This window comes from Caulobacter segnis (assembly GCF_019931575.1).
In the GTDB taxonomy this organism is placed as follows: domain Bacteria; phylum Pseudomonadota; class Alphaproteobacteria; order Caulobacterales; family Caulobacteraceae; genus Caulobacter; species Caulobacter segnis_C.
This window is the reverse complement of record NZ_CP082923.1, coordinates 3,106,861-3,123,555: the sequence shown is the minus strand read 5'-3', so window position 1 is coordinate 3,123,555 and position 16,695 is coordinate 3,106,861. Positions and strand designations below refer to the sequence as shown.

The following is a 16,695-nucleotide window of genomic DNA, read 5'->3' as shown; positions in this document are numbered from 1 at the left end:
CGGTGTCATAGCCGGTCCAGTCCTTGGGGAGCGTTCGTCCATGTCCGCCAATCGTCGCGCCGTCCTGGCTGTCGCCGGTCTTGGAGCGCTCGTCGCCACGGCCCGCGCCAGCGCCGCGCCTTCGAAGACGTCCAAGCCGGCCGGGCCCGCCCTGCGGCTGGACCCGCGCGACTTCGGCGCCCAGGGTGACGGGACGACCAAGGACACCGTGGCCGTTCAGGCGGCCCTCGACCGCTGCGCCGTGTTCGGCGGCGGCGAGGTGGTGATCGCCGGCGGGACCTTCGTGGTCGGGGCCATCCGCATCGGCTCGAACACCACCCTGCACATCGAGGACGGCGCGACGCTGCAGGGCTCGCCGGACCTTGCGGACTATCCGGTGACCCAGGTGCGCTGGGAGGGCCGCTTCGTGCCCGGCTATATCGGCCTGATCTCCGCCCAGGGCGCGCATGATGTCGCCATCACCGGTAAGGGCGGCATCGTCGCCACCGACGCGATCAAGGGCCGCGTCCAGAAGGAGACGGGCCTGCGCCATCCGGCCCTGCTGGAGTTCGTCGACGTCCAGGCCCTTAGCGTCACCGGCGTCCGCACCCAGCAGAACGACATGTGGTCGATCCATCCGGTGTTCTGCGACGACGTCGTGTTTCGCGACCTGGTGGTCAACGGCCGGGCGGACGGCATCGACGTCGACTCCTGCCGGCGGGTGGTCATCGACCGCTGCGACTTCGACACCGTCGACGACTGCATCTCGCTGAAGTCGGGCCGGGGGCTGGAAGGCAATCTGATCGCCCGGCCGACCGAGGACGTGGTCATCACAGACTGCACTTTCCGCGACCATCGCTGGGCCTGCATCGGCATCGGCAGCGAGACCTCGGCCGGGATCCGCCGCGTGGTCGTCCAGCGCTGCAAGTGCCTGACCGCCTACACCTTCGCCATCTACATCAAGAGCCGGCCGGGGCGCGGGGCGTTCATCGAGGACATCGTCATGCGCGACCTGGAGGTCACCGGGACCGGCGGCGGCTTCCTGCGGCTGAACTTCCTGGACAGCGGCAAGCAGGACCAGTTCCCGGTTCCGGGCTTCGAAGGCATCCCCACCGTCCGCAACTTCGTTTTCGAGCGGATCAAGGTCACCGACGTCCCCGTGCTGGTCGAGGCGGTCAACATCCATCCCGACAAGCCGCTGGACGGCTTCACGCTGAAGGACGTCACGGGCACGGCCGGCAAGGGGATCAGCCTGGCCAACATCCGGAACGTCACCCTCGAGGGGATCGACGTGAGGGTCGCCGAAGGCCCGCTGCTGGCGGTCAACAACGTCACCGGCAAGGGGCTGGAGGGCGCCGCGCCGCTGGCGCCGACCGTGCGTCCGCCGGACGTCGTGGCGACCCAGCCGCCCTACGTGCTGGGCATGACCAGCGGCAAGCCGAACTAGGGGCGGCCTTCGCGTAGAACGTCAGCTTCCCAAGCTGACGTTCTGTCCAGCCGGATTACATTTCAGACCCGAAACCCTTCCATCCTTGCACGGATGAACCATTCGGGCGAAATCGCTGGAATGAAGAAGATGCTTACCAGCGGCCTCCTCGCCGCCGCCGTCTCCACGGGTTTCGCGGCTCAGGCCCAGACGAAGCCGGATCCGAAGCTGGTCGTGGTCATCTCGGTCGACCAGTTCAGCGCCAACCTCTACGCCCAGCACCGGGGCGAGTTCACCGGCGGCCTGGCCACGCTGAGCCAGGGGGTCGTCTATCCGAACGGCTACCAGTCGCACGCCTTCACCGAGACGTGCCCGGGCCATTCGACCCTGCTGACGGGCAAGCATCCCAACAAGACCGGCATCAGCGCCAACGACTGGTACGACCGCGCCACGGGCAAGACGGTCTACTGCCTGGCCGATCCGACCGTGACCCCGGCCGACGACCCGAAGGGCAGGGCGGTCTCGCCCGCCAACATGGTCGCCACGACCTATGGCGACTGGCTGAAGGCCGTCTCGCCCAACAGCCGGGTGTTCGGCGTCTCGGGCAAGGATCGCGGCGCGATCACCATGTCGGGCCACCACGCCGACGGCCAGTTCTGGTATCAGCCAGGCTTCGGTTTCACGACCTGGGTCCCGGAGGGCCAGACGGCCGAGCAGCGCCTCAAGCCCGTCGCCGCCTTCAACGCCAGGCTGGCGGCGGACCTGAAGAAGCATCCCTTCACCTGGGACTACGACAAGGCCTCGGCCAAGCGCTGCAAGGCCCTGGAGGCCTCTTACAAGACCGGCGACCGCGCGTGGCGCGCGGCCCTGCCGGTCCCGGCCGCGATCAGCGAGGCCGACAAGCTGCGCGACCTCTACGCCAGCCCCTATACCGACCAGGCGACCCTGGAGCTGGCCCAGGGCCTGCGCGAGACCTACGGCCTGGGCGACGGCCCGCAGGTCGACGTTCTGACCGTCAGCCTGTCGGCCACCGACTTCATCGGTCACCGCTACGGTACGCGCGGTCCGGAGATGTGCGACCAGATCACCCGCCTGGACCAGCGCCTGGGCGTGTTCCTCAAGAGCCTGGACAAGGTCAAGGGCGGGGTCCTGGTAGTGTTGGCCGCCGACCACGGCGGCGCCGACTTCGCCGAGCGCCTGGCGGGCGAGGGCTATGACAGCGAGCGCGTGATCGGCAAGCCGTGGATCGCTGGGCTGAACGCCCAGCTGCGCAAGGATCTGAACCTGTCGTGGGATCCGCTGATGGCCGATGGCGGCATCGACCAGGTCTATGTCGTCGGTCCCGACCGCAAGACGCCCTCGATCACCGACCGGGCCCGCATCACCGCCGCGGCCCTCGTGCTGATCAACAAGGACCCGGCGGTGGCCGAAGCCTATGACTCCAACGCCATCCTGACCCTGGCGGCCGCGCCGTCCGACGCCTTCCCCGAGGAGCTGTCGGTGGCCGAGCGCCTGCGTCGCAGCGCGTATCCTGGCCGCGTCGGCGATATCCTGGTCGCCTTCAAGCCCTATCGCGTGCCCGCCACGGCCGGGACGACCTATGTCTCGACCCACGGCAGCCCCTGGGACTATGATCGTCGCGTGCCGATCCTGTTCTGGTGGAAGGGCGCCAGCCCGCACGAGCGGGTGCTGCCGCTGGACACCGTGGACATCGCCCCGACCATCGCGGCGGTTACCGGCGTGACGCCGCCGGCCGACATCGACGGCGCCTGCCGGCCCCTCGCGTACGGTAGTCATTGCTAAGCTTTGATTAGGGCGGCTTTTTTACCTTCTCCACACCCTTGTTGAGCATTGTGCTCAATACATCCTATGAGGGAGGCGGGGGATGGCGAGAGGAATCAGTTTCAGAAAGCGCTCGTTCGCGGGCCATTGGCTGCTCTTGGGCCTGGTGGCTTGCTGCATTCTCTTCCTGGTGGGAGGCGAAGCCTGGGACCATCCAGCGACCGGCCTGGCCAGCGTCGCCGTCATGGGCGCGTTCCTGGCCCTGTGCGTCGGCTCGATCCTGGCGGCGCTCACGGTCCTGTGGGGCGGCTTCGCGGTGCTCCGCTGGCTGTGGACCGGAGGGCGGTGGTAGGTCCGCCGCTTAAATCCTTCCCGCAGGGGGAAGACGGAATCGAAAACGCCCGGCTATCGCTAGCCGGGCGTTTTGTCGTTTCAGCGCTAAAGGCCGATCTTACTTGATCTTGCCTTCGCGGAATTCGACGTGCTTGCGGATGACCGGGTCGTACTTCTTCAGCACCATCTTCTCGGTCTTGGTGCGGGCGTTCTTCTTGGTGACGTAGAAGAAGCCGGTGTCCGCCGTCGAGTTCAGGCGGATCTTGATGGAAGCCGGTTTGGCCATGGTCGAATCCCTGCGGTGGTCGCGCAGGTTCCCGCGCGTTGGAAATGAGAGGCGCGGAACATACTCATCGGTGACTCAAAGTCAATTGCCGGAGTCAGTTGCCGACGGGACACCGCTTATACGGAAAGTCCGCCGAGCGGGCCTGACCCCCGACGGAGCCTTCGATCCGGGCCACCAGGGTGTCCTTGTCGACCAGGCGATACAGAATCCGCTGCGGAAAGTCGTGCTGCGGGTTTTCGAAGGTCACCGTGTTCTCGGCGATCTCTTTGATCGGGAAAGCCGCCTCGGTCTGGCCCGAGGGAAGCGCCACGTACTGCAGCTTGCCGTCGGCGGCGGGCAGGATGCGCATGAACTCGAACTCGCGCAGCTTGCCGTCGCGGACGCTGCGACTCATGCCGATCATCGCGCCGCCGGCCGGAGCCAGCCACTGCTCATCGATCTTCGTGCCGTTGGGCCGGGTCAGGGTCCAGCAGCCGCCGATGAAGGCCAGCTTGTCGATCTCGGATGGCGCCGCCGCCGGCGTCGCGGCCAGGGCCAAGGCTAGAATCGAACCGATCATCGCGAATCTCCTCCCCAGTCCCCTCTAAGAAGAAGAGGAGCCCACGCTAGAGGTGGGTCAGACGCCGCTTGCCGTTCAGGAAACGCATGAAGGGGGCCGGTCGTCCAGTCTCGGCCAGCCTTTGTCCGATTTCGTGGACCACGAAGCGGGTGATGTTGGGCAGGTCCAGGGCCATGGCTTCCTGGAAGTCGACCCAGGCGATCTCATCCAGTTCGCCGCAGTCGGGACGGCGGTCCAGGCTGAGCAGCGCCTCGGCGGGGGCCATGAAGAAGCGGGCGTCGAAGCGGCGCGGGCGATAGGGCGGGGTGATGGCGCGGGCGACGAAGCTGAGCGGCAGAAGGTCGGGCAGGGCGCCCTGGGCCAGGAACGGCCGCCAGGGCCCCGCGCCGGGGCGCTCAGGGGCTTTCCTGGCCAGCAGCAGGCCCGTCTCCTCGAAGGTCTCGCGCACGGCCGCCAGGGCCAGCGCCCGGGCCAGGCGCGCGGGCCGGGCGTGGCGGGGCTCCTGCTCCAGCCGCGCGGCGACCTCGGGGGCCAGTTCGCTGGCGCTGGGCGCGTCGTAGTCGGTCTTGTCGACCCGTCCGCCGGGAAACACCCACTTGTCGGGCATGAAGGCGTGGCCGTGGTTGCGACGGCCCATCAGGAGGCGCGGCTGGGGACCGTCGGTGCGGACGATGATCACGGTGGCCGCGTGCTTGGGCTTCAGCGCCGCGCCGGTCTCGCGCACGGCGCCGTCGTTGATCGTGTCGAACTTCGCGTCGATCGGCGGCAGGGTCATACGATCAGGTTAGACCGATTGCGCGGCCTGGAAAGACCGACGTAACGTCAGGTGGATTCTTGAGGGGCTTTCACGATGATCGGACGGATTTCGACCCTGGCGCTGGCCGGCGGCCTGGCGTTTGGCGCGCCGGCTTTCGCGGCACCCACCGCCGCCCAGGTGGCCGCGGCGGCCAAGGCCGTCCAGCCCAGGGTCGTGGCCTGGCGGCGCGACATCCACGAGCATCCCGAGCTGGGCAACCAGGAGGTCCGCACCTCGGCCCTGGTCGCCAAGGAGCTCAAGGCCCTGGGCTTCGAGGTCCGTGAGAACGTCGGCAAGACCGGCGTGGTCGGGATCCTCAAGGGCGGCAAGCCCGGCAAGGTCGTGGCCCTGCGCGCCGACATGGACGCGCTGCCGGTCGAGGAGAAGACCGGCCTGCCGTTCGCCTCCAAGGCCACGGCGACCTGGGAGGGCAAGACGGTGCCGGTCATGCACGCCTGCGGCCACGACACCCACGTGGCCATGCTGCTGGGGACCGCCACGGTGCTGGCTGGCATGAAGAAGGACATCAAGGGTACGGTCGTCCTGTTGTTCCAGCCCGCCGAAGAAGGGCCTCAGGCCGGCGAGGAGGGCGGCGCCAAGCTGATGATCCGCGACGGGGCGCTGGACAATCCCAAGGTCGACGCGGTCTTCGGCCTGCATATCGGCCCGGCCGACGCGCACCTCTTGAACTACCGGCCCGAGGGCTTCTACGCCTCGTCCGACCGGCTGACGATCACCGTGAAGGGCAAGCAGACCCACGGGGCGCGGCCTTGGGCCGGGGTCGACATGGCCAGCGTCGCGGCCGACATCATCCAGGCCATGAACCAGATCGCCGCCCGCCAGGTGGACGTGGGCGCCTCGCCCTCGGTGGTGACGATCGCGGTGATCAACATGGGCATGCGCCAGAACATCATCCCCGAGGACCTGAAGATGGAGGGGACCATGCGGACCTTCTCCACCACCCGCCACGACGACCTGGTCCTGAAAGTCCAGAAGGCCGTCGCCGCCATCGGCGACCGCTACGGCGCCAAGGCGCAGGCGGTGTTCAGTCAGCCCTATCCGGTGACCTACAACGACCCGGCGCTGTCCAAGTGGGTCAAGGCCAGCCTCGAGAAGGCTTCCCCCGGCAAGGTCGACGACAACGCGCCGCTGGTCACTGGGGCCGAGGACTTCTCGCTCTACGCCGAGAAGGTCCCGTCGGTGTTCGTCCAGCTGGGCGGCCGCAAGGCCGACGTCCCGGCCGCGACAGCCCCGGCCAACCACTCGCCATTCTTCGACGTCGACGAGGCGGTGCTGGAGACCGGCGTCAAGGCCGAGGTGTTCATGGCGCTGGATTATCTGGAGCGGAAATAGGGGCTCCGAATCCTCCCGCTAGCGGGGGAGGATTTCTAGGCAGCCGCCGCCCGCGCCTCGAACCACGGCGTGATCCGCCGCAGGGCCTCCTCGACCTCGGCCGTGGACACCGCGAAGCTGAAGCGGATGAAGTGGTTGCCCTCGACGGGATCGAAATCCACCCCCGGCGCCGTCGCCACGCCCGTGTCCTTCAACAACTGCTGGCAGAAGCTCAGCGAGTCGTCGGTCAGGTGGCCGATGTTGGCCCAGATGTAGAAGGCGCCGTCCGGCGGGGCGATCTGCTTGAGGCCCAGGGCCGGCAGGGCGTCCAGCATCAGCTGGCGATTTCTGCGATAGACGTCGATATGGGCTTCCAGCTCGTCGATGCAGTCCATGGCCGCCAGGCCGGCGTGCTGGCTCAGCGACGGCGCGGTCAGGAACAGGTTGCCGACATAGGCCCGCGCCCGGTCCAGGTCCTCGCCCTTGGGCGTCAGCAGCCAGCCCAGCCGCCAGCCGGCCATGCTGAAGTACTTGCTGAAGCTGTTGACGATCAGGGCGTCGGGCGCGAACTCCAGCATCGAGGGCGTGCGGCCGGTGTAGGACAGGCCGTGATAGATCTCGTCGCTGATGATGCGGATGCCGCGCGCGCGGCAGACCTTGGCGATGGCTTCCAGCTCCTCGGGCGCGATGATCGTGCCGGTCGGGTTGGCCGGGCTGGCGACGATGACGCCGGCCGGGGCGGGCTCCAGCTCGGCCAGGTGCTTCGCCGTCAGCTGGAAGCGGTCTTCCGGCCCGCAGGCGATCTCGACGGGCTCCAGGTGCAGGGCCTTCAGGCTGTTGCGGTAGGCGACGTAGCCGGGGCGGGCCAGGGCGATGCGATCGCCGGGCGTGAACACGCTGGAGAGCGCCAAGACGAGCGCTGGCGAGGCCCCGCAGGTCAGCACGATCCGCTCGGGCTCGACCGTGACGCCGTACAGGGTCTGGTAGCGCTCGGCGATGCGCTGACGCAGCAGCGGGCTTTCCCAGTAGCCCATGGCCTCGGCGTCGAGGATCTGGTGGGCCTTGGCGATCGCCTTGCTGGGCGCCCCCGTCGAGGGCTGGCCGAACTCCATGTGGATGATCGAGCGACCCTCCATCTTCAGCTGGTGGGCCAGGCGGCTGATGGCGATGGCGTGGAAGGGTTCGATCTCGGCGCGCATGGCCGCCTGCTTAGCGGGGTTTGACGAGACTCGCATCCCGCTTGAGAAGAAGAGCATGCGCCACCTGCTCCTCGCCGCCGCTCTCGCCGTATCCACGCCCGCCTGGAGCCAGACCGCCTTGCCGCTGAACATCGGCGGCCGCGTCGCGCCGGCGCCAAAAGGAGGGCAGGCCGGGGCGTACGACTTCGGCTGGCCGGGGGTCTATTTCGAGGGGCGGTTCTCCGGGCCGTCGATCGAGGTCGCGGTGAACACGGGCGCCGAGCACCTGGCGGTCAGCGTCGACGGCGTGCGCAAGGCCGAGCTGACGAAGGCCGGCGAGACGCGGCTGAAGCTCGACGCCCTGGGCCCGGGCGAGCACGTCGTGCGGCTGGACAAGCTGACCGAGAGCCAGACCGGTTCGGCGCGGTTCGAGGGCTTCTTCGTGGGAGCGCAGGGCAGGGCGCTGCCGGCGCCGGCCCGCTCGCGCCGCATCGAGTTCATCGGCGACTCCCATACGGTCGGCTACGGCGTCCGCTCGGCCAGTCGCGACTGCACCGAGAGCCAGGTCCACGACCTGACCGACACCAGCCTGGCCTTCGGGCCGATCCTGGCGGGGCGGCTCGACGCCGACTACCGCATCGAGGCCTTCTCGGGCCGGGGCGTGGTGCGCAACTACAACGGCGTGGCGGCCGGCGAACCGCTGCCGGCGCTGTTCCCGCGCCTGATCCCGGGCCAGGCCGAGCCGCGCGTGGCGGCGAACGACCCGTGGAAGCCCGACGTGGTGGTCGTGGGCCTAGGCACGAACGACTTCTCGACGCCGCTGCATCCGGGCGAGGCCTGGGCCGACGAGGCGGCGCTGCGCAAGGACTACCGCGAAACCTACGTGGCCTTCGTCCAGGGCCTGAAGGCCGGCCGGCCGGGCGCGCGGGTGTTCCTGATCGCCGGCGACACCTTCGCCGACGACGTGGCCGAGGTGGCGAGCCGCACGGGCGCGACGGCGGTGCGGATCACCGACATGGACCGCGGCGCGTGCCACTGGCACCCGTCCGTGGCGGATCAGAAGATGATGGCGGACAAACTCGAGGCGGCGATCAAATCCTCCCCCTAGCGGGGGAGGATTGCGCGTCAACGCCGCTTGCCGCGCCGCACGCCCTTGGGTAGCCCGCCGCGCGGCTTCACCGCCGCCTGCCGCCGCGCGCCCAGCCTGGGCCGCGGCATCTTCGGGTCGGGCGGCAGCGGGTCGCTGAGCATCTCGAACAACAGGCCGCCCGTGACCGGCGTGGCCTCGACCAGCTTGACCTCGACGCCCAGGCCCAGCGGCCAGCGCTTGCCGGTCCGCTCGCCGACCAGGGCGTGCATCTTGTCGTCGTGGACGAAGAACTCCTGGCCCAGGGTCGAGACCGGCACCAGGCCGTCGGCGCCCGTATCCGTCAGCTTGATGAACAGGCCAAAGCGGGTGACGCCGGTGATCCGGCCCTCGAAGGTCGCGCCGACCCGGTCGGCCAGGAAGGCGGCGATGTAGCGGTCGGTGGCGTCGCGCTCGGCGGCCATGGCCCGGCGCTCGGCGTGGGTGATGACCTCGGCCGTGTCCTTGATCTGGGCGATGTCCTGGTCGGTGAGGCCATCGTCGCCCAGCCCCAGGGCCCGGATCAGGCCCCGATGGACGATCAGGTCGGCATAGCGGCGGATCGGGCTGGTGAAGTGGGCGTACTTGGCCAGGTTCAGGCCGAAGTGGCCGATATTCTCGCTGCTGTAGTGGGCCTGCATCTGGGTGCGTAGGACCACCTCGTTGATGATCGCCGCGTTCGGGCTCTCGCGGGTCTCTTCCAAGAGCTTGTTGAACCGCGAGGTCTGCGGGGCCTCGCCCTTGTTCCAGCGGATCTCCAGGGTCTGAAGGAAGTCGGCGAGGTTCTGCACCTTCTCCAGGCTGGGCGTGTCGTGCACCCGGTAGATCAGGGGCGAGCGCTTGGCCTCCAGGCTCTCGGCGGCGCAGACATTGGCCTGCACCATCATCTCCTCGATCAGCTTGTGGGCTTCCAGGCTGGCGCGCTTGGTGATCGAGGTGATCTCGCCCTCGCGGATGATGATCCGGCGCTCGTCGCTCTCGATCGCCAGGGGCGAGCGGGCGTCTCGGCCGATCTTCATCGTCCGATAGGCTTCCCACAGGGGTTGCAGGATCGGCTCCAGCAGTGGGCCGCTCTTGTCGTCCGGCTGGCCGTCGATCGCCGACTGGGCCTGCTCGTAGCTGAGCTTGGCGGCCGAGCGCATCAGGCCGCGCACGAACTTGTGGCCCTTCTTGCGGCCCGACTTGTCGAACACCATCCGCACGGCCAGCGTGGCGCGGTTCTCGTTCTCGCGCAGCGAGCACAGGCCGTTCGACAGGGTCTCGGGCAGCATCGGCTCGACCCGGTCGGGGAAGTAGACGCTGTTGCCCTTCTCGCGGGCGTCGCGGTCCAGGGCCGAGCCGGGGCGCACATAGGCCGCGACGTCGGCGATGGCCACCCAGACCACCCAGCCGCCCTTATTGGTCTCGTCCTCGTCTGGATGGGCGTAGACGGCGTCGTCGTGGTCGCGGGCGTCCACCGGGTCGATGGTCACGAACGGCAGCTTGCGCAGGTCCTCGCGCCCGGCCAGGGTCGGCTCGACGGCGGCCTTGGCCTCGCGCTCGGCCTCTTCGGAGAAGCCGGTCGGGATGCCGTGGCTGTGGATGGCGATCAGCGAGGCCGCGCGGGGATCGTTCTCGCTCCCGACCACCTCCAGCACCTTGCCGGGCTTGGGACCGTAACGGCCGCCATGCGTGCCGACCTGCGCCAGCACCAGGTCGCCCTCCTTCAGGTCGTGGGCGACGCTGGGGTCGAGGACCAGGACGTCCTTGGACTTGCGGTCGACCGGCTCGACGCGGATCTCCTTGCGGTGCTTGCGGATGACGCCCAGCACCTTGTGGGCGCTCTGGCCCAGCTTCTTGATCAGCTTGGCCTCGAACTCGCCGGTCTCCAGCCGTTCGAAGCGGACCAGCAGGCGGTCGCCCAGGCCCGGCGCGCCGGCCGCGGCCTCGCCCTTGCCGGGCGCCAGGCGGACGTTGGACACGTCGTCGTCCGACTTGGTCAGCTTGACATAGAGCTCGCCGTCGCCATCGCGCTCGACCACGTCGGCCACACCGACCGGCGGCAGCGAGCCGGCCTCGGCGAAGCCTTTCCGGCCGCGCTTGGCCAGGGCGCCCTGGGCTTCCAGCTCGCGGATCATCTCGCGCAGGGCCCGGCGATCGCCGCCCTTCAGGCCGAAGTGACGGGCGATGTCGGCCTTGCCGGTTTCGCCGGCGTCGCGCAGGAACGCCAGCAGCGTCTCGCGGTCGGGCAGGCCGGCGGCGGGCTTGGGCTTGAAGGTCTTGGTCTTGGAGCCGTGCGGCGGGCGAGGTTTGGCCATGTCCTGCCTTACCGCGCTTCAGGGGCGGATGGCCAAGAGAAACTCTCCTCCCCCTTGGGGGAGAGGGATCAGTACAAATCCTCGATCGACCGGGGCGGCGGCGGGTCGGCCGGCTTGGGCGCGGCAGGCGCGGCGGCGGCTGGGGCCGGCGTCGCGGGTGGGGCCTCGATGACCGGGGCCGGGGCTTCCCGCTCGACGGTCTCGACCTCGACGGCCTTGGGCTTGGGGGCCTCGACCGGCGGCGGCTCGTAGGCGAGGGCGGGGGCGGCGTCCTTGACCGGCACCCCCGAGACCTCGGCCAGCGGCTGCTTGGAGACCTCGCCGCCGCCGTGGTCGATCTTCATGGCGTTGGTCAGGCCCATGGCGAAACCGGCCACGCAGCACAGCACTAGCGCGGACACCACGACATGCAGGGGCAGAGGACGTTCCAGCGTCGTCATGGTCGAACTCTACTCTTCTCCCTGGCGCCTGAACAGATTCAGGCGTCGTCGTCCCACGGCGCGGCGCCGTCGTCCGAGGACGCGGCGGCCCCGGCCTTGCTCTTGGGCGCGGCCTTCTTCGCCGCCGGCTTCTTGGCGGCGGGCTTCTTCGCGGCCGTCTTCTTGGCCGGCGCGTCGCCTTCCGCCTTGGCGGCCTTCTTCGGCGCGGCCGCCTTCTTCGCGGGCTTCTTGCCGCCGCCCTTGGCGGCGCGCTCGGCCAGCAGGGCCACGGCCTCCTCGATGGTCAGGGCCGCTGGATCCTTGCCCTTGGGCACGTTGGCGTTGGTGTCGCCGTGCTTGATGTAGGGGCCAAAGCGCCCCGACAGCACGCGCACCGGCTTGCCGTCCTCGGGGTGATTGCCCAGTTCGGCCAGGGCCGTCGCGGCGCCGCGCTGCGGACGCCCGCTGCCGGCCCGCTTGTCGGCCAGGATGGCGACGGCGCGGTTCAGGCCGACGTCGAACACCTCGTCGGGGTTCTCCAGGTTGGCGTAGGTGCCGTCGTGCAGCACGAACGGCCCGAAGCGCCCCAGGCCCGCGGTGATGACCTTGCCGTCGTCCGGGTGCTTGCCCACCTCGCGCGGCAGCGACAGCAGGCGCAGGGCCTTCTCCAGGTCCATGGCCGAGGCGATCCAGCCCTTGGGCAGGGACGAGCGCTTGGGCTTGTCGCCGCTGCCCTCGGCCGCCAGCTCCTCGACATAGGGGCCGAAGCGGCCGTTCTTCAGCCACACGGCGCTGCCGCTGGCGGGATTGATCCCCAGTTCCTTGTCGGCGCTCTCGGCCTCGCCGTCGCCTTCCGACACGCCCAGTTGGCGGGTGTAGCGGCATTCCGGATAGTTCGAGCAGCCGATGAAGGCCCCGAACTTGCCGGTCTTCAGCGACAGCTGGCCGCTATGGCAGGTCGGGCACAGGCGCGGGTCCGAACCGTCGCCCTTGTCCGGGAAGATGTGCGGGCCCAGGGCCTCGTTCAGCGCGTCCAGGACGTTGGTGGTGCGCAACTCGGCGATCTCGCCGACGGCGGCGTGGAAGTCCTTCCAGAAGTCGCGAAGGAACTGCTTCCAGTCCAGCTTGCCGTCCGACACCAGGTCCAGCTGCTCTTCGAGCGCGGCGGTGAAGTCGTACTCGACGTAGCGCTTGAAGAACTGCTCCAGGAACGCGGTGACCAGGCGGCCCTTGTCCTCGGGGACGAAGCGCTGCTTGTCCATCTTCACGTATTCGCGGTCGCGCAGCACGGTCAGGACCGAGGCGTAGGTCGACGGGCGGCCGATCCCCAGCTCTTCCATCTTCTTGACCAGGCTGGCTTCCGAATAGCGCGGCGGCGGTTCGGTGAAGTGCTGGTCGGCGCGGGCCTCGATGACCTTGGCCGCGGCCCCTTCCTCGATCACGGGCAGGCGGGCGCTGTCCTCGCCTTCCTCGTCGTCGCGGCCTTCTTCATAGACGGCCAGATAGCCGGGGAAGAGCACGACCTGGCCCGTGGCGCGCAGGCCGGTCTGGCCGTCGGCGCTCTCCAGGTCGACCGTGGTGCGCTCGATGCGGGCGCTTTCCATCTGGGAGGCGATCATCCGCTTCCAGATCAGCTCGTACAGACGGCCCAGATCCGACTCCAGGCGCAGCGAGCCCGGGTTGCGGTTCAGGCTGGTCGGCCGGATGGCTTCGTGGGCCTCCTGGGCGTTCTTGGCCTTGGCCTTGTAGTAGCGCGGCGTCTCGGGGACGTAAGGTGCGCCATAGACATTGCCGATCACGCTGCGCGCCTCGGCGATGCCTTCGGGCTCGACCGACACGCCGTCGGTCCGCATGTAGGTGATGAGACCCACGGTCTCGCCGCCGATGTCGATGCCTTCGTACAGCTTCTGGGCGGCCTGCATGGTGCGCTGGGCCGAGAAGCCCAGCTTGCGCGCGGCTTCCTGCTGCAGGGTCGAGGTGGTGAAGGGCGGGGCGGGCGAGCGCTTGCCGGGCTTCTTCTCGACGGCGGCGACCTTGAATACGGCGTTGGTGACGGCGGCCTTGGCGGCCAGGGCCGAGGTCTCGTTACCGAGGTCGAACTTGGTGAGCTTCTTGCCCTCGTGCTTGACCAGGCGGGCCTGGAACGGGTCGGCGCCGGCCGAGACGTCGGCGTCGACGGTCCAGTATTCCTGGGTCTTGAAGCGCTCGATCTCGATCTCGCGGTCGACGATCAGGCGCAGGCAGACCGACTGCACGCGGCCGGCCGAGCGGCTGCCCGGCAGCTTGCGCCACAGCACCGGCGAGAGGGTGAAGCCGACCAGGTAGTCCAGGGCGCGGCGGGCGAGATAGGCCTCGACCAACTCCATGTCGACGTCGCGCGGATTGGCCATGGCCTCCAGCACGGACGTCTTGGTGATGGCGTTGAAGGTGACGCGCTGGACCGACTTGTCCTTCAGCGCCTTCTTCTTGTTCAGCACCTCGAGCACGTGCCAGCTGATCGCTTCCCCTTCGCGATCCGGGTCGGTGGCCAGAATCAGGCGATCGGCCTTCTTCATGGCGTCGACGATGTCGCTGACGCGCTTGGAAGCCTTGGCGTCGACCTCCCAGCTCATGGCGAAGTCGTTGTCCGGTTCGACCGAGCCATCCTTGGAGGGCAGGTCGCGGATATGGCCGTACGAGGCGAGAACCGTGTAGTCGGACCCGAGGTACTTGTTGATGGTCTTGGCCTTGGCCGGGCTCTCGACGACGACGACGTTCATTCTGACTCTGGGCTGGAAAGCGGATCGCCCTGGAGGCGAGCGCCGGAAAGTGGGGGCTTCACTAGGGGTCTGTCAACGCAGGCCCTGTGAAACGGCCGCGCTTAGCCGCTCGTTAAGATCGTTGTGAGAGCATCATGGCGTCATTTTGTGACCGGACGCCGATGGATCTGACCGTCAACCGGATCGCCACCGAGGCCTATGTCTCGCCGATCCGGGAAATCAAGCCCGTAGTCTCGAACGCCGAACGCGCGGAAGTCGCCGATCGGCTGAAGGAGGCCGTGCGCGCCGCCCCGGCCGCCGGAACGGGCCTGCTGGTCGACCTGTCGGTCTGACGACCCCCGCCTCAAGCTAGACCAATCGCCACGTTCCTGACGCGGGGGCGTGGTCGAGTTACGTCGTGGGCCGGCGCTTCGGCCTGTGACTTGGCGGACTGATGGCGCATTGGAGACGACGCGGCGGGAAGGGCGTGGCCCTGGTCGTGAGCCTCGGCGCGCACGTGGCGGCCGTGGCGGTCCTGTTCGCCGCCCACGTGACGCCCATGCCGGCGGAGCCGCCGTCGGTGATGGTCTCGCTGGTCGATCCGCCGCCGCCGCCGCCACCGCCGCCCCCTCCGCCGCCGCCCGCGCCGCACGACGCGCCCAAGTCGCCGGTGAAGGCACCGGCCAAGCCGCCTTCGCCCGAAAAGCCGGCCAAGGCGACGGCCAGGTCCGCGCCGCGCTCACCCCTGCGCGTGACCAAGACGCCGCCGCCCAGGAATGTTCCGACCTTCACCGCCAGCCGTGATCCCGCGCCCAGCCCGGTCATGGGCCTGGGCGAGTCCGAACTGATGGGCGCGGCGACCGCCGGTTCGGGCTCCGGCGGCGGGGGCGGCGGCGCGGGCTGTGACATGGTTCGCCTGCTGCAGGAGGGCCTGCGCAAGAACCCTCGGGCTCGGGCCTCGCTGATGCGCGCCCACAGCGCCACCGTCGGCGCCGGCCGTGCGCCGCTGGTGTGGAGCGGCGACTGGGCTCGGGTCACCGGCGAGGAAGGCGACGGCCTGGCCGGCCTGCGCGAGATGATCATGATGGAGGTCGCCTTCGCCCCGGCCGCCTGCCGCGCCGAACCGATGCGGGGCCTCGTCCTGATCTCCCTGAACGACGGCCCCGGCGGAGCCCGCTTCGCCCTGGGCGGCGGTCACTGGCGCTGGTCGGACCTGCTGTTCGCCAAGGGCGCGCGGCGGGGCGGCTAGGCCGGCTTGAGTGTCATCAGGTAGAGGCAGCCCGGCGTGACGGCGGCGGCGTCGCGGCGCAGCGGGATCTCGGCCCGGTCGACGATCTCGAACCAGGGCGCGCTGGCCGCGCGGACATAGGCGTCGCCGTGGGCGTAGCGGGCCGACGGCAGCAGCGTCCAGCCGTCCTCGCCCAGCTCGGTGCTGACGGCCAGCAGGCCGCCGGGCGCCAGGGCCTCCGCGGCGGCGGCGAACAGCGGCGTCAGGTCGCCAAAATAGATCAGGACGTCGGTCGAGAAGATCAGGTCGAAGTCCGCCGGCGCCGACCTCATGAAGTCCACGGCTTCGGCCTGGGCCAGAGTGTCGTAGTCGCCGCGTTCGGCGGCCCGGGCCAGCATGCCGCCCGACAGGTCGACGCCGGTCAGCCGTCCCTGGAGGCGGCGCAGGTGCGGTCCGGCCAGACCCGTCCCGCAGCCGAGGTCGAGGATGCGCGCGAACCGTCCGCCGCGCCGCTCGACCCTCTCGACCAGCAGGGCCGGGGCGTCGTAGCCCAGATTGTCGACCAACTGGCGGTCGAAGCGCTCGGCGAAGCCGTCGAACAGCGCCTCGACATACTCCGACGGCGCGCGGTCGATGGTCTGGTCGGTCAGCACGCGGCGTTCGTGCGCCTGGACCGGGTCGTCCGGCGTGTTCCGCGCCAGCCAGTCGCCCAGCTTCCGCGCCGCCGGAAGGCGCTGGAAGGCGACCAGGACCGAGAAGCCCTCGCGGAACAAGGTCTCCGGATCCTCGGCCAGGGGGCCGGCGATGCGCTTATAGAGATCCAGCGCCGTCTCGGCGGCGGTGGTCTCGACGGCGGCGTAGGCGGCCGCGCGGGCCCAGGTCAGCTGGGCGCCGTCGCCCAGGGGCTCGCCGACCGCTTCGAAGGCCCCGGCGGCGCTGGCGAAGTCGCCGGTCATGTACAGCGCCTGGGCCAGGCAGGCGCGCCACAGGGGCTCGACCTCGGGCGTGGCGACGGCGCGGGTCAGGGCGTCGGCGGCGTCCTGGAACCGGCGGGTGTTCATCAGGGTCACGCCCAGGCCGAAGAGGGCCCCGCCCTCGTCGGGCCTCACCGCCAGAATGGCGCGGAAGCCGGTCTCGGCGGCGTCGAAGCGCCCCTCGGCGGCGGCGGTCAGCGCGCGGTCGAAGGTCTCTTGCAGGTTGTCCAACTCAGCCGCTC

15 protein-coding genes are annotated in these 16,695 nt (G+C 69.5%); 7 read left to right on the top strand and 8 right to left on the bottom strand.

Going from position 1 to position 16,695, the window contains the following annotated elements; genetic code table 11:
• Positions 1-40 precede the first annotated feature (40 nt).
• From K8940_RS14255 to K8940_RS14245, 3 genes are all read left to right on the top strand, one after another.
• Positions 41-1,426 (top strand): glycoside hydrolase family 28 protein, encoded by a 1,386-nt coding sequence (locus tag K8940_RS14255; protein ID WP_223390623.1) that lies wholly within the window; start codon positions 41-43, stop codon positions 1,424-1,426.
• Positions 1,427-1,555: 129 nt separating this feature from the next.
• The gene (locus tag K8940_RS14250) at positions 1,556-3,208 is read left to right on the top strand and encodes an alkaline phosphatase family protein (RefSeq protein WP_223395870.1); all 1,653 of its coding nucleotides are present in this window, start codon (positions 1,556-1,558) and stop codon (positions 3,206-3,208) included.
• Positions 3,209-3,290: 82 nt separating this feature from the next.
• Positions 3,291-3,539 (top strand): hypothetical protein, encoded by a 249-nt coding sequence (locus K8940_RS14245; protein ID WP_223390622.1) that lies wholly within the window; start codon positions 3,291-3,293, stop codon positions 3,537-3,539.
• Between the two features lie 99 nt (positions 3,540-3,638).
• On the opposite strand, the gene rpmG is transcribed toward K8940_RS14245, so the two are convergent.
• The 3 genes from rpmG to K8940_RS14230 form a co-directional block, all read right to left on the bottom strand.
• Positions 3,639-3,806 carry a 50S ribosomal protein L33 gene (gene rpmG, locus K8940_RS14240; RefSeq protein ID WP_010920317.1) on the bottom strand — a complete coding sequence of 56 codons (168 nt, stop codon included), beginning with the start codon at positions 3,804-3,806 and terminating at the stop codon, positions 3,639-3,641.
• 94 nt (positions 3,807-3,900) lie between these two features.
• The gene (locus K8940_RS14235; protein WP_223390621.1) at positions 3,901-4,365 is read right to left on the bottom strand and encodes a DUF6265 family protein; all 465 of its coding nucleotides are present in this window, start codon (positions 4,363-4,365) and stop codon (positions 3,901-3,903) included.
• 46 nt (positions 4,366-4,411) lie between these two features.
• Positions 4,412-5,140: an NUDIX hydrolase gene (locus tag K8940_RS14230; protein WP_223390620.1), complete on the bottom strand. Its 729-nt coding sequence runs from the start codon at positions 5,138-5,140 to the stop codon at positions 4,412-4,414.
• Positions 5,141-5,215: 75 nt separating this feature from the next.
• On the opposite strand from K8940_RS14230, the gene K8940_RS14225 reads away from it, so the two are divergent.
• Positions 5,216-6,514, top strand: a complete 1,299-nt coding sequence (locus K8940_RS14225) for an amidohydrolase (RefSeq protein WP_223390619.1) — start codon at positions 5,216-5,218, stop codon at positions 6,512-6,514.
• 35 nt (positions 6,515-6,549) lie between these two features.
• On the opposite strand, the gene K8940_RS14220 is transcribed toward K8940_RS14225, so the two are convergent.
• Positions 6,550-7,692: a pyridoxal phosphate-dependent aminotransferase gene (locus K8940_RS14220; protein ID WP_223390618.1), complete on the bottom strand. Its 1,143-nt coding sequence runs from the start codon at positions 7,690-7,692 to the stop codon at positions 6,550-6,552.
• 55 nt (positions 7,693-7,747) lie between these two features.
• Here K8940_RS14220 and K8940_RS14215 point away from each other — a divergent pair, with 55 nt between their 5' ends.
• Positions 7,748-8,779, top strand: coding sequence for an SGNH/GDSL hydrolase family protein (locus K8940_RS14215; RefSeq protein ID WP_223390616.1), 1,032 nt, complete (start codon positions 7,748-7,750; stop codon positions 8,777-8,779).
• 17 nt (positions 8,780-8,796) lie between these two features.
• Here the strand turns inward: K8940_RS14215 and rnr are convergent, their stop codons facing one another.
• The 3 genes from rnr to topA form a co-directional block, all read right to left on the bottom strand.
• Entirely contained in the window at positions 8,797-11,094 is a 2,298-nt protein-coding gene (gene rnr, locus K8940_RS14210; RefSeq protein ID WP_223390615.1) for a ribonuclease R, read from the bottom strand.
• Positions 11,095-11,162: 68 nt separating this feature from the next.
• Positions 11,163-11,534 (bottom strand): hypothetical protein, encoded by a 372-nt coding sequence (locus K8940_RS14205; RefSeq protein ID WP_223390614.1) that lies wholly within the window; start codon positions 11,532-11,534, stop codon positions 11,163-11,165.
• Between the two features lie 38 nt (positions 11,535-11,572).
• Entirely contained in the window at positions 11,573-14,272 is a 2,700-nt protein-coding gene (gene topA / locus K8940_RS14200; protein ID WP_223390613.1) for a type I DNA topoisomerase, read from the bottom strand.
• 161 nt (positions 14,273-14,433) lie between these two features.
• Here topA and K8940_RS14195 point away from each other — a divergent pair, with 161 nt between their 5' ends.
• A complete protein-coding gene (locus tag K8940_RS14195) occupies positions 14,434-14,604 on the top strand; it encodes a hypothetical protein (protein WP_223395868.1) in 171 nt (56 codons plus the stop codon).
• A 101-nt stretch (positions 14,605-14,705) separates the two neighbouring features.
• Positions 14,706-15,500 (top strand): hypothetical protein, encoded by a 795-nt coding sequence (locus K8940_RS14190; RefSeq protein ID WP_223390612.1) that lies wholly within the window; start codon positions 14,706-14,708, stop codon positions 15,498-15,500.
• On the opposite strand, the gene K8940_RS14185 is transcribed toward K8940_RS14190, so the two are convergent.
• Positions 15,497-16,684, bottom strand: coding sequence for a methyltransferase (locus K8940_RS14185; RefSeq protein WP_223390611.1), 1,188 nt, complete (start codon positions 16,682-16,684; stop codon positions 15,497-15,499). The two genes, K8940_RS14190 and K8940_RS14185, sit on opposite strands and share 4 nt — an antisense overlap.
• Positions 16,685-16,695: the final 11 nt, after the last annotated feature.